This window comes from Pseudomonas sp. NPDC087817 (genome assembly GCF_044742875.1).
Lineage (GTDB): Bacteria > Pseudomonadota > Gammaproteobacteria > Pseudomonadales > Pseudomonadaceae > Aquipseudomonas.
The window spans coordinates 1-12121 of record NZ_JBIUVJ010000051.1 but is presented as its reverse complement, the minus strand read 5'-3'; the positions used below and the strand labels follow the sequence as shown (position 1 = coordinate 12121).

12 protein-coding genes and 1 pseudogene are annotated in these 12121 nt (G+C 58.7%); 9 read left to right on the top strand and 4 right to left on the bottom strand.

Features of this window, described 5'->3' with window-relative positions:
- Positions 1-93 precede the first annotated feature (93 nt).
- From ACIONG_RS23490 to hisC, 8 genes and pseudogenes are all read left to right on the top strand, one after another.
- Positions 94-174 (top strand): annotated as a pseudogene (locus ACIONG_RS23490) (outer membrane lipid asymmetry maintenance protein MlaD); the annotation flags it as partial.
- A gap of 11 nt (positions 175-185) precedes the next feature.
- The gene (locus tag ACIONG_RS23485; protein ID WP_103303112.1) at positions 186-839 is read left to right on the top strand and encodes a phospholipid-binding protein MlaC; all 654 of its coding nucleotides are present in this window, start codon (positions 186-188) and stop codon (positions 837-839) included.
- A complete protein-coding gene (locus ACIONG_RS23480) occupies positions 836-1141 on the top strand; it encodes a lipid asymmetry maintenance protein MlaB (protein ID WP_103303111.1) in 306 nt (101 codons plus the stop codon). Before ACIONG_RS23485 ends, ACIONG_RS23480 begins: the two co-directional genes overlap by 4 nt.
- 116 nt (positions 1142-1257) lie before the next feature.
- Positions 1258-1497, top strand: a complete 240-nt coding sequence (locus ACIONG_RS23475; protein WP_007912386.1) for a BolA family protein — start codon at positions 1258-1260, stop codon at positions 1495-1497.
- A 22-nt stretch (positions 1498-1519) separates the two neighbouring features.
- Positions 1520-2785 (top strand): UDP-N-acetylglucosamine 1-carboxyvinyltransferase, encoded by a 1266-nt coding sequence (murA, locus tag ACIONG_RS23470; RefSeq protein WP_103303110.1) that lies wholly within the window; start codon positions 1520-1522, stop codon positions 2783-2785.
- 134 nt (positions 2786-2919) lie between these two features.
- Positions 2920-3555, top strand: coding sequence for an ATP phosphoribosyltransferase (hisG, locus tag ACIONG_RS23465; protein ID WP_007967226.1), 636 nt, complete (start codon positions 2920-2922; stop codon positions 3553-3555).
- 125 nt (positions 3556-3680) lie between these two features.
- On the top strand, positions 3681-5018 hold the full coding sequence (gene hisD / locus ACIONG_RS23460; protein WP_103303109.1) for a histidinol dehydrogenase: 1338 nt from the start codon (positions 3681-3683) through the stop codon (positions 5016-5018).
- A 2-nt stretch (positions 5019-5020) separates the two neighbouring features.
- On the top strand, positions 5021-6073 hold the full coding sequence (gene hisC, locus ACIONG_RS23455) for a histidinol-phosphate transaminase (RefSeq protein ID WP_401303003.1): 1053 nt from the start codon (positions 5021-5023) through the stop codon (positions 6071-6073).
- A 77-nt stretch (positions 6074-6150) separates the two neighbouring features.
- On the opposite strand, the gene ACIONG_RS23450 is transcribed toward hisC, so the two are convergent.
- From ACIONG_RS23450 to algW, 4 genes are all read right to left on the bottom strand, one after another.
- On the bottom strand, positions 6151-6561 hold the full coding sequence (locus ACIONG_RS23450) for a hypothetical protein (RefSeq protein ID WP_401303001.1): 411 nt from the start codon (positions 6559-6561) through the stop codon (positions 6151-6153).
- Between the two features lie 341 nt (positions 6562-6902).
- Positions 6903-7622, bottom strand: a complete 720-nt coding sequence (locus ACIONG_RS23445; protein ID WP_401302998.1) for a DUF4198 domain-containing protein — start codon at positions 7620-7622, stop codon at positions 6903-6905.
- Between the two features lie 12 nt (positions 7623-7634).
- The gene (locus tag ACIONG_RS23440) at positions 7635-9740 is read right to left on the bottom strand and encodes a TonB-dependent siderophore receptor (protein WP_401302996.1); all 2106 of its coding nucleotides are present in this window, start codon (positions 9738-9740) and stop codon (positions 7635-7637) included.
- Between the two features lie 88 nt (positions 9741-9828).
- On the bottom strand, positions 9829-10986 hold the full coding sequence (algW, locus tag ACIONG_RS23435) for a Do family serine endopeptidase AlgW (RefSeq protein ID WP_103303105.1): 1158 nt from the start codon (positions 10984-10986) through the stop codon (positions 9829-9831).
- Positions 10987-11089: 103 nt separating this feature from the next.
- Here algW and ACIONG_RS23430 point away from each other — a divergent pair, with 103 nt between their 5' ends.
- Complete coding sequence (locus ACIONG_RS23430; protein WP_401302994.1) at positions 11090-11848, top strand: Nif3-like dinuclear metal center hexameric protein; 759 nt, start codon at positions 11090-11092, stop codon at positions 11846-11848.
- Positions 11849-12121 lie beyond the last annotated feature (273 nt).

Below are 12121 nucleotides of genomic sequence, written 5' to 3'. Positions count from 1 at the left end.
AAATTACCAGACGCGCGGGGGCCGCGGTTGTGGCACCCCCCAAGTTACAGCGGGTCCCCCCCCCCCCCCCGTTTATGGTTTGGTCACCCCCCCCACGACACGCAGTCGTCTCTGGTACTGGAAGACCTGATCGGTAAATTCCTGCTCAATACCGTTAGCAAAGACGCCAAATGAGGAGCTTTTGAATGATCTCTACCTTGCGACGTGGCCTGTTGGTGTTACTCGCGACACTGCCACTGATGGGTACCGCTGTGGCGGCACAGTCGGCGCACGATCTGGTTCAGGACACCACGAACCGGATGCTCTCCGACCTGCAGGCCAATAAAGAGAAGTACAAGCAGGATCCGCAGGATTTCTATACGGCGTTGAACACCATCGTCGGCCCGGTGGTGGATGCCGAAGGTATTTCCAAAAGCATCATGACGGTCAAGTATTCGCGCAAGGCTACGCCGGCGCAGATGCGGACCTTCGAGGAAAACTTCAAGAAAGGCCTGTTTCAGTTCTACGGCAACGCCTTGCTCGAATACAACAACCAGGGCATTACCGTCGATCCTGCCAAGGATGAGTCGGGTGACCGCACCAGCGTTGGCATGACCGTCAAGGGCAGCAACGGCGCGATCTATCCTGTGCAATACACGCTGGAGAAGATCAACGGCGAGTGGAAACTGCGCAACGTGATCATCAACGGCATCAACATCGGCAAGCTGTTCCGTGATCAGTTCGCCGACGCGATGCAGCGCAACGGCAATGATCTGGACAAGACCATCAACAACTGGGCAGGTGAAGTGGCCAAGGCCAAGCAAACCACCGAGCAAGCTGCCGAGAAGCCAGCGCAATGAATGAGGCGGCAGTTCGTATGAGTGATGTCGACGAGCTATTGCTCAGCGGAGTGCTGGACTACCGCACCGGCCCTGACCTGCGCAAGGAAGGTCAGGCGCTGATCAAGTCGAGCAAGGCTGCTTCGCTGGTCATTGATTGCTCGGCAGTGAAGAAGTCCAGCAGCGTCGGTTTGTCGTTGCTGCTGTGCTTCATCCGTGATGCACAAGCCGCCGGCAAAGCGGTCAGCATCCGGGCGATGCCCGAAGACATGCGCGAAATCGCTCAGGTCAGCGAACTGACCGAGCTGTTGGCGCAACCCTGAACCCGCATCGATAAAGAAGCCCCCCGTCAGAGTCCTGCCAATGCGGGGTTCGCAGGCGCGGGGCTTTTTTGTATGATGTCCGACCCGTGCGCACAGGGCGCCGATTGAGGTTGAGCATGCAGGCCGTAGAAGTGAAGAGCTTCCTTGAAGGAAAGCTGCCCGGAACGTTGGTAGAAGTTGAGGGCGAAGGCTGCAATTTCCAGCTGAACGTGATTAGCGATGAACTGGCGGCGTTGAGCCCGGTGAAGCGTCAGCAGCAGATCTATGCCCATTTGAACCCATGGATCACCGATGGCAGCATTCATGCGGTCACTATGAAATTTTTCAGCAGCGCGGCCTGGGCCGAGCGCACCTGAGCCTAAGGGCGTCGAGATTCTTATGGATAAATTGATTATTACTGGTGGCGCTCGTCTTGATGGCGAGATCCGCATTTCCGGGGCAAAGAACTCTGCCCTGCCGATCCTGGCCGCCACCCTGCTGTGCGATGGCCCGGTGACGGTCGGCAACCTGCCGCACCTGCACGACATCACCACCATGATCGAGCTGTTCGGGCGCATGGGCATTGAGCCGGTGATTGACGAGAAGCTCAGCGTCGAAATCGACCCACGCACCATCAAGACCCTGATCGCGCCGTACGAACTGGTGAAAACCATGCGTGCCTCGATTCTGGTACTGGGCCCGATGGTTGCCCGTTTCGGTGAAGCCGAAGTCGCGCTGCCTGGCGGTTGCGCCATCGGTTCGCGTCCGGTCGACCTGCACATTCGCGGTCTCGAAGCCATGGGCGCAGTGATCGACGTCGAAGGCGGCTACATCAAGGCCAAGGCGCCTGAAGGCGGCCTGCGCGGTGCACAATTCTTCTTCGATACCGTCAGCGTGACCGGTACCGAAAACATCATGATGGCCGCTGCTCTGGCCAAGGGCCGCAGCGTGCTGCAGAACGCCGCTCGCGAGCCTGAAGTGGTTGACCTGGCGAACTTCCTCAACGCCATGGGCGCCAAGGTTTCCGGCGCTGGCACCGACACCATCACCATCGATGGCGTCGAGCGTCTGGGTTCGTGCTTCTACAAAGTCATGCCTGACCGTATCGAAACCGGCACCTACCTGGTGGCTGCTGCGGTCACCGGTGGTCGCGTCAAGGTCAAGGACACCGATCCGACCATCCTTGAAGCGGTTCTGGAAAAGCTTCGTGAGTCCGGCGCAGAAATCACCTGCGGTGAAGACTGGATCGAGCTGAACATGCACGGCAAGCGCCCGAAAGCGGTCAACGTGCGCACCGCGCCCTACCCGGCGTTCCCGACCGACATGCAGGCGCAGTTCATCTCGCTCAACGCCATTGCCGAAGGCACTGGTGCCGTGATCGAGACGATCTTCGAAAACCGTTTCATGCACGTTTATGAACTGCACCGCATGGGCGCCAAGATCCAGGTCGAAGGAAACACCGCCATCGTTACCGGTACTGAAGTGCTGAAAGGCGCACCTGTGATGGCGACCGACCTGCGGGCGTCGGCCAGCCTGGTGATCTCGGCACTGGTTGCCGAAGGCGATACCCTGATCGACCGCATCTACCACATCGACCGTGGTTACGAGTGCATCGAAGAAAAATTGCAGATGCTGGGTGCCAAGATCCGTCGCGTTCCGGGCTGATCGCTGCATCGGGACACAGGGACGTGTCCACTGAATTCGTTTCGAATCGAGGTTTTCATCCGTGAAAACCTCGATGTGTGTCCGGCGCCGATTGCGACCGGACATGAGTACCTTGATAAGGACTGACGTTTCCCATGTTGACCATCGCACTGTCCAAGGGCCGCATCCTTGACGACACGCTGCCGCTTCTCGCTGAAGCGGGCATCGTGCCGACCGAGAATCCGGACAAGAGCCGCAAGCTGATCATCCCCACGACGCAGGACGACGTACGCCTGCTGATCGTGCGCGCCACCGACGTGCCGACCTATGTCGAGCATGGCGCGGCCGACCTCGGCGTTGCCGGTAAAGATGTGCTGATGGAATACACCGGCCAGGGCCTGTACGAGCCACTGGATCTGCAGATCGCTCAGTGCAAACTGATGACCGCCGGCAAGATCGGCGCCGCCGAGCCCAAGGGCCGTCTGCGCGTGGCGACCAAGTTCGTCAACGTCGCCAAGCGCTATTACGCCGAGCAGGGCCGTCAGGTCGACATCATCAAGCTTTACGGCTCGATGGAGCTGGCGCCGCTGATCGGTCTGGCGGACAAGATCATCGACGTGGTCGACACCGGCAACACCCTGCGCGCCAACGGCCTGGAACCTCAGGAACTGATCGCCACGATCAGCTCGCGCCTGGTGGTCAACAAGGCTTCGATGAAAATGCAACACGCACGAATCCAGGCGTTGATCGATACCCTGCGCAACGCAGTGGAATCGCGACACCGCGGCTGATCTACCTGCGCGACCCCTGGTCGCGCCGTCTATCCGCCTCATAGCCAGAATTCTCAGGTGCCCAAGCGGATCGAATGATAGTTTCGGGCGCCTGAGTTTTTTGCCATTCCTATGAGGCTCTCGCTATGACCGCACCGACTGCAATTCGCCGACTCAACGCTGCTGACCCGGATTTCGCGCATCATCTGGATCATCTGCTGAGCTGGGAAAGTGTGTCTGACGACTCGGTCAATCAGCGCGTGCTGGACATCATCAAGGCTGTGCGCGAGCGCGGTGACGCGGCGCTGGTCGAGTTCACACAGAAGTTCGACGGCCTCGAAGTCGCCTCGATGGCCGACCTGATCCTGCCGCGCGAGCGCCTGGAGCTGGCCCTGACTCGCATCACCGTGGCGCAGCGCGAAGCGCTGGAAAAAGCCGCGGCCCGTGTGCGCAGCTACCACGAAAAACAGAAACAGGACTCGTGGAGCTACACCGAAGCCGACGGCACCGTGCTCGGCCAGAAGGTCACGCCACTGGATCGCGCCGGCCTGTACGTGCCCGGCGGCAAGGCGTCGTATCCGTCATCGGTGTTGATGAACGCGATTCCGGCCAAGGTTGCCGGCGTGACCGAGGTGGTCATGGTCGTGCCGACCCCGCGCGGTGAAATCAACGAACTGGTGCTGGCGGCCGCGTGCATCGCTGGCGTTGACCGGGTGTTCACCATCGGTGGCGCGCAAGCGGTTGCTGCTCTGGCTTATGGCACCGAAAGCGTGCCGCAAGTCGACAAGGTCGTTGGCCCGGGCAACATCTATGTCGCGACTGCCAAACGTCACGTATTTGGTCAGGTCGGTATCGACATGATCGCCGGCCCTTCGGAAATCCTCGTGGTGTGCGACGGCCAGACCGACCCGGACTGGATCGCCATGGACCTGTTTTCCCAGGCCGAGCACGACGAAGACGCCCAGGCGATTCTGGTCAGCCCTGACGCCGAGTTCCTCGACAAGGTCGCCGCCAGCATCGACAAACTGCTGCCGACCATGGACCGCGCGACCATCATCGAAACCTCGATCAATGGTCGCGGCGCGCTGATTCACGTGCGCGACATGGCGCAAGCCATCGAAGTCGCCAACCGTATCGCCCCGGAGCACCTGGAGTTGTCGGTCGCTGACCCGCAAGCCTGGCTGCCGCAGATCCGCCACGCCGGCGCGATCTTCATGGGCCGTCACACCTCCGAAGCGCTGGGCGATTACTGCGCAGGCCCGAACCACGTATTGCCGACTTCGGGCACTGCGCGGTTCTCTTCGCCGCTGGGCGTGTACGACTTCCAGAAACGTTCCTCGATCATCTTCTGCTCCGAAGCCGGTGCTTCCGAGCTGGGTAAAACTGCATCGGTACTGGCCCGTGGCGAATCGCTCAGCGCGCACGCCCGCAGCGCCGAATACCGCATAAAAGACGACGACTTTCTTCAAGGGCAGGGGGAATGAGCATGAGTAAATTCTGGAGCCCGTTCGTCAAGGATCTGGTGCCGTATGTACCGGGCGAACAGCCGAAGCTGACCAAGTTGGTCAAGCTCAACACCAACGAAAACCCGTATGGCCCATCGCCAAAAGCCTTGGCGGCGATGCAGACCGAACTCAATGACAACCTGCGCCTGTACCCGGATCCGAACAGCGATCTGCTGAAAAACGCCGTCGCCAAGTATTACGGCGTGCAGAGCAATCAGGTATTCCTCGGCAACGGCTCGGACGAAGTGCTTGCGCACATCTTCCACGGTCTGTTGCAGCACGAGCAGCCGATTCTGTTCCCAGACATCAGCTACAGCTTCTACCCGGTCTATTGCGGGTTGTATGGCATCAAGTTCGACGCCGTGCCGCTGGATGCGCAATTCCGGATCAACCCGGCGGACTACGCCAAGCCGAACGGCGGGATCATTTTCCCTAACCCGAACGCCCCGACCGGTTGCCTGTTGGCGCTGGACGCGGTCGAGCAAATCCTCAAGGCCAGCGCGGATTCGGTGGTGGTCGTGGACGAGGCTTACATCGACTTCGGCGGCGAGACGGCGATCAGTCTGGTGGATCGTTATCCAAACCTGTTGGTGACGCAGACCCTGTCCAAGTCGCGTTCGCTGGCCGGCCTGCGGGTCGGTCTGGCGGTTGGGCATCCGGATCTGATCGAGGCGCTGGAGCGGATCAAGAACAGCTTCAACTCCTATCCACTGGATCGTCTGGCGAATGTCGGCGCGGCGGCGGCATTCGAGGATCGCGAGTACTTCGACAAGACTTGCCGATTGGTCATCGAGAGTCGCGAGTGGGTGATTGCGCAGTTGCAGGCCAAAGGTTTTGAAGTGCTGCCGTCGGCAGCCAACTTCATCTTTGCCCGTCACCCGCAACACGATGCGGCGGGTCTGGCGGCTAAATTGCGCGAGCAGGGCGTGATCGTGCGGCACTTCAAACAGGAGCGGATTGCACAGTTCCTGCGGATTTCGATTGGTACGCCGGAGCAGAATCAGGCGTTGATCGATGGGTTGGGTGATTTATAACTTTGTAAGTTGATCGTTCCCATACTGCGTGTGGGAACGATCAGCAAAGTTTGGTTTGTATTGCTGTTTTGAATGGTTTATTTGCTCATTTGTTGGACATTAAAATTTCCGTTCAAGATGAGAGCTTTATCAGCATCAAGAAATTCAAAAGTTCCATTTACAGATTTTAAGCCGTTGACTGTCCCAATCACGATGGACGCCCTGCCAAATTTTGGTTCACGGGTATCTTGTTCCGGGAGTTGGTAGGACCAAAACTCTACGACAGGCCCATGATCCAAGTCCGCAGGATAGTCGATGATATGAGCACCATCTCCAAGAGCTGGAGGGAAAGCCAGCGTCACACCCGAATGCTCGTCTTTGCCAGCAAGCATCCAGGGGTTTTCTGAACCCGTGAAGGTAAACTGGATTTGTTTGGCCTTAATAGTCAGCCCTTCCGGTGATCTTGCTTCTAACGTGCCGGTGCCGTTGCTTGTTTTAGATGACTTCATAACGTTATCCTTTTTTCGTTAATGATTCTGTTTGGGGGCGGAGGGTTCTATTCGTTTTTTCAGTCGTTAGTTTATTTTTATGAGTTAGCGTCTGCCTACTGATAGAAATGACAGTTTTTTAGCTTGATTTGGAATAGGTCGGAGGGTTCTTGCTTCTAAAGAATCAAGCCAGAGTGGACTGTTTTTACTTGGATTCGTAATTCGTAATTCGGAGCGGTAAACGTTAAATGTAAAAGCCCCTACCTCTACCCAATATAGAGGGGATCGATCGAGGGGCATTTCAGTATTTACACCGATCTGAGATATCGAGGTGTTTTGACCGAATGGGTGGGTGACTCCGCTTACTCGTGGTGTGGCTCGCCAAGGAATGTCAGCGAACTGAACAACCCACGACTGTCCACATCAGTGCTGTTCTTCACCGGCACCTCAACCTGCGCCGCAATCACATTCAACCCTTCATTACGCACCAGCACTTGCGCACGCCCATCCTTGTCCGTCTCGGTGCTCAAGGTGTTCGGCGCACTGCGATAATCTCCAATCAGTTTCACCCCCGCCGCCGGTTTGCCATCGAGCAACACCCGCACCGGCAATGAATTCCCCGGGCCAACGGTCAGCGGATCAACCTCCGGCAGAATCAGCAATTTGATCTGATCCAGTTTCGGCAACTTTGCGCCCGGCTGATAAATCGCCAGGCTGTATTTGAACGTCTCCGTCGCCTCGACAGCGCCGGGGACTTTGCTGCGTCCTTCGTTGATCCACTTCTTGTCGGCGGTTTGCGACCACATGCCGTTATTCAATGCCACGGCCATAACCGCAGGCGACTTCAATGGTTTTAGCCGTGCGTGATCCGCCAGGCGCTCGACGCTGACCGGAATCATCTTGCCGCCCGCGTCATATGCCCAGGCACCACTGATCTTCTGCGCCTTGAACGCGTTGTCTTCAGCGCCATGGCCGTAGATCACTTCGATGTTGCCGCGTCGTTGTTCGGTCCACAGGCCGTGGGCCGAGACCTGGCCTGCGAACAGCGCGGCGATGAGCACGAGGGTTTTGCCGTATTGCATGGGGGCTTCCTTTTACAGGTTGAGGGTCAGGCTGACAGTGAAGTTGCGCGGCTCACCGGGGTTGACCCAGTAATTGCTGTAGGAGCGCTCGTAATACTTCTCGTCGAAGACGTTGTTCAGGTTCAGCCCGACGGTGACGTTGTCGCTGGCCTTGTAATGGGCGAGCAGGTCGACGGTCTGATAAGCCGGCAATTCGAAATCGCTGCCGGACTCCCCCGAGCGGTCGCCGACATAAGTGAACGCTGCGCCGACGTCCGAGCCGCGCAAATGACCGTCCTGAAACTCATAAACACCGAGCAGACTGCCACTGCGTTTGGCCACACCGAGGATGCGGCTACCGGTGGGAATCGTCGCGTCGCCCTTGGTCACTTCGGCGTCTATGTAAGCGAACGCGCCGATCACCCGCAGCGCATCGGTCACTTGCCCGGTCACTTGCCAATCGAAGCCACGACTGCGCGCCTTGCCCATGGCCCGGCTGGTATCCGTGCCCGGATCGAGGGCGAGGACGTTTTCCTTGTCGATGTGAAAGAAGGCGAGGGTGCTGCTCAGGCGTTCGTCGAACAGTTCGTTCTTGATGCCGACTTCGTAGCCGACACCTTCTTCGGGGTCGAAGGATTTGCCGGAGGCGTCGAGGCCGTTGTTCGGTTTGAACGAGGTCGAGGCGTTGGCGAACAGGCCGGTTTTCGGCGTCAGTTGATAGAGCAGACCGGCGCGTTGGGTGAGCGCGTCATGACGCTGGCTGCTCTTGGCGTTACGGCTGTGATCGTCGATGCGCTGATCGAAATGCTCGAAACGCGCACCGATCATCCCGCGCAGTTTGTCGCTGAAGACCACTTGATCCTGCAGGTTCAAGGCATGGCTTTCGACGTGTTCGAAGAAGTCCGTGCCCGAGCGAGCGCCGTCGGGTTTCGGCTGACCATAGATCGGCTTATAGATGTCGATGGCGTAACGGCCACCGGCAATGGTGGTGACGCGTTCGTTCTTGCGGAAGTTTTCGTATTCGCTGCCGATCAGCAGTTCGTGCTGCCACGGGCCGAGGTCGAAGAGGCCGCGCAATTCCAGTTGGGTGATGCTGTCGTGCCAGTTGGTATCGCGTTCGCGATAGCGGCGGTTGACGGTGTGACCGTCGGCATTCAACGGGCGAGATTCGGAAGCGTCGCCCCAGAGTTTGCCTTCTTTGTAATGGCTGGCCAGACGCAGTTTCCAGCTGTCATTGAGGTGATGTTCGAGGGTCGCCTGCAGCAAGTTGTTGTGGTTGTCGATGTTGCCGTCATTGGGCTCGCCGAGGAAAGTCGAGCGCGAGACGCCGCTCCACTTGTTGTTCGGCGCAACGATGCCACGATCAAAGGTGGAGCTGTGCCGGACGATTTCGCTCTCAATCAACAGCGACGTGTCCGGGTTCAATTGCCAACTGATCGAGGGTGCGACGAAGAGGCGCTGGCTGTCGACGTGATCGCGAAAGCTGTTGTTGTCTTCGACCGCGAGGTTGATCCGCGAGAGCACATTGCCCTGATCATCCAGCGGCGTGTTGACATCCAGGGCGGTGCGGTAGCGGTCCCAACTGCCGGCGCTGGTTTGCAGGGTGGTGAAGGCTTCGGGCTGCGGTTTCTTGGTGACGATGTTCACTGTGCCGCCGGGATCGCCTCGACCATAAAGGCTGGCCGCCGGGCCTTTGAGCACTTCGATACGTTCGATGTTGGCCGCGTCAGGCGTGCTCGGATAACCGCGATTGGCGCTGAAGCCGTCCTTGTAGAACTCCGACGTGGTGAAGCCGCGCACGCTGTATTCGTAGAGGGTGAGGCCGCCAAAGTTGTTTTGCTTCGACACGCCACCGGCAAAATCCAGTGCGCGCTCGACGCTGGTACTGCCCAGATCCTTGAGCACGCTGGCGGGCACCACACTGATCGCTTGCGGGATATCGCGAATCGCCGTGTCGGTTTTGGTCGCGCTGGACGAGCGGGTGGCGCGGTAGCCTTTGACCGGTCCGGTCGGGGATTCGTAGTCGGAGATGACGCTGATGGCGTCGAGTTCGAGGGGTTTGGGTTCTTCAGCGCAGGCTGGATCGACCAGCAAACCGAGGCTAAGGCCCAGCAGGGAGGCCTTTGTTCGAGACGACATGTTATGTTGTTCCAATTATCAAAATTGAAACAATATAACATGCCTGTTGAGAATGTCTTTTATCCGCGCTGTCGGCGCGAAAAAAGTTTTACTCTTCTTTTTCCTGCACTGGCGCCGGTGGTGGACGCAAGCCGATTTCAGCGGTGAGTTTCAGTTCCTTGCCGTTACGCATCACCTGAATCGTCACTTTGTCAGTCGGTTTGATCCGCGCGACCTGGTTCATCGAACGGCGACCATCACCGGCCGGTTCGCCATCGATGCTCAGAATCACGTCGCCCAGTTGCAGGCCGGCCTTCTGCGCCGGGCCATCGCGGAAGATCCCGGCAACGACAATCCCCGGACGTCCGGACAAGCCAAACGACTCAGCCAGCTCCTGAGTCAGCGGCTGCACTTCAATCCCCAACCAGCCGCGAATCACCTGGCCGTGCTCGATGATCGACTTCATCACTTCCATCGCCAGTTTCACCGGGATGGCGAAACCGATGCCCTGCGAGCCACCGGATTTGGAGAAGATCGCCGTGTTGATCCCGGTGAGGTTGCCGTTGGCGTCGACCAGCGCGCCGCCGGAGTTGCCCGGGTTGATCGCTGCGTCGGTCTGGATGAAATCTTCGTAGTTGTTCAGGCCCAACTGATTACGCCCGGTGGCACTGATGATGCCCATGGTCACAGTCTGGCCAACGCCGAAGGGGTTGCCGATGGCCAGCGCGACGTCGCCGATGCGAATGTTGTCGGAGCGGCCGACGGTGATGGCCGGCAGGTTTTTCAGGTCGATCTTCAAGACCGCGAGGTCGGTTTCCGGGTCGCTGCCGATCACCCGTGCGAGGGTTTCGCGGCCATCCTTCAGCGCCACAACGATTTGGTCGGCACCGCTGGTCACGTGGTTGTTGGTGAGGATGTAGCCTTCCGGGCTCATGATCACGCCGGAGCCGAGGCTCGATTCCATGCGCTTTTGCTTCGGCGAGTTGTCACCGAAGAAGCGGCGGAACTGCGGATCTTCAAACAGCGGATGCGCCGGTTTGTTGATGACTTTGGTGGTGTACAGGTTAACCACCGACGGCGCGGCGATGGTCACTGCGTCCGCATAGGACACCGGCCCCTGCTGCACGCTGGTGGTTTGCGGAGCCTGTTGCAGGTTGACGTCGAGGCTCGGCAGCCCGACCCACTGCGGGTAACGCTGAATAATCAACAGAGCGATAAGCACGCCGGCCAACAGCGGCCAACCCATAAAACGCAGCGCCTTGAGCATTAAGCACGTCCTGGAAAAGTTGCAGGCGGGGTCAGACCGCCCATAATGTCGCGCATTATACGAGGCCGCGCGTGCCTCTGAACGGGATATTTAGGAGTCTTTCATGGCCGTTGCCCTCAGCACCCTCGTCGAAGAAGCCGACCGTTATCTTGGCGCTGCAAAAATTGCCGATTATTGCCCCAACGGCTTGCAGGTCGAGGGCCGACCGCAGGTGATGCGCATCGTCAGTGGCGTCACCGCCAGTCAGGCGTTGCTCGATGCTGCTGTCGAAGCCGAGGCCGATCTGGTGCTGGTGCACCACGGTTATTTCTGGAAAGGCGAGAACCCGTGCATCACCGGCATGAAGCAGCGCCGACTGAAGACCCTGCTCAAGCACGACATCAGTCTGCTTGCCTACCACTTGCCGCTGGACCTGCACCCGGACGTCGGCAATAACGTGCAACTGGCGCGTCAACTGGACATCACCGTCGAAGGCCCGCTGGCCCCGGATAATCTGAAGATCGTCGGTCTGGTGGGGTCGTTGGACGAACCGGTGAACGCCCGTGATTTTGCCCGTCGAGTGCAAGAACGCATGGGGCGTGAACCGCTGCTGATCGAAGGTAGCGGCATGATTCGCCGGGTCGGCTGGTGCACCGGTGGTGGTCAGGGCTACATCGATAACGCCATCGCTGCCGGCGTTGATCTGTTCATCAGCGGCGAGGCCTCCGAGCAAACCTTCCACAGTGCCCGGGAAAACAACATCAGCTTCATTGCCGCCGGCCACCATGCGACCGAACGTTATGGCGTGCAGGCGCTCGGTGATTACTTGGCGAAGCGTTTCGCCGTCGAACACATCTTCATCGACTGCCCGAATCCGATCTGAAAACCACCGCATTTCCCTGTAGGAGTGAGCCTGCTCGCGATAGCTTTGTCACATCCAGGATAGCAGTGACTGACACACTGCTATCGCGAGCAGGCTCACTCCTACAGGGGGTGGGTGCCCAAACGAGTGGGCATATTCATATACCCTTTCGATCTAGTTGGCGTCCTGATTAGAAGAGGTCGCTGTGCTAGGATTCCCCGCTCGAACACGGCCCGCTGGCCGTTCATAAGAAAGCTTTCGTGAGTAGCCATGGTCGACAAACTGACGCATCTG

Bases quoted from the DNA above. Each gene is read 5' to 3' on its own strand.
- ACIONG_RS23485 (WP_103303112.1), top strand. From the start codon at position 186: ATGATCTCTACCTTGCGACGTGGCCTGTTGGTGTTACTCGCGACACTG.
- ACIONG_RS23480 (WP_103303111.1), top strand. From the start codon at position 836: ATGAATGAGGCGGCAGTTCGTATGAGTGATGTCGACGAGCTATTGCTC.
- ACIONG_RS23475 (WP_007912386.1), top strand. From the start codon at position 1,258: ATGCAGGCCGTAGAAGTGAAGAGCTTCCTTGAAGGAAAGCTGCCCGGA.
- murA (WP_103303110.1), top strand. From the start codon at position 1,520: ATGGATAAATTGATTATTACTGGTGGCGCTCGTCTTGATGGCGAGATC.
- hisG (WP_007967226.1), top strand. From the start codon at position 2,920: ATGTTGACCATCGCACTGTCCAAGGGCCGCATCCTTGACGACACGCTG.
- hisD (WP_103303109.1), top strand. From the start codon at position 3,681: ATGACCGCACCGACTGCAATTCGCCGACTCAACGCTGCTGACCCGGAT.
- hisC (WP_401303003.1), top strand. From the start codon at position 5,021: ATGAGTAAATTCTGGAGCCCGTTCGTCAAGGATCTGGTGCCGTATGTA.
- ACIONG_RS23450 (WP_401303001.1), bottom strand. From the start codon at position 6,561: ATGAAGTCATCTAAAACAAGCAACGGCACCGGCACGTTAGAAGCAAGA.
- ACIONG_RS23445 (WP_401302998.1), bottom strand. From the start codon at position 7,622: ATGCAATACGGCAAAACCCTCGTGCTCATCGCCGCGCTGTTCGCAGGC.
- ACIONG_RS23440 (WP_401302996.1), bottom strand. From the start codon at position 9,740: ATGTCGTCTCGAACAAAGGCCTCCCTGCTGGGCCTTAGCCTCGGTTTG.
- algW (WP_103303105.1), bottom strand. From the start codon at position 10,986: ATGCTCAAGGCGCTGCGTTTTATGGGTTGGCCGCTGTTGGCCGGCGTG.
- ACIONG_RS23430 (WP_401302994.1), top strand. From the start codon at position 11,090: ATGGCCGTTGCCCTCAGCACCCTCGTCGAAGAAGCCGACCGTTATCTT.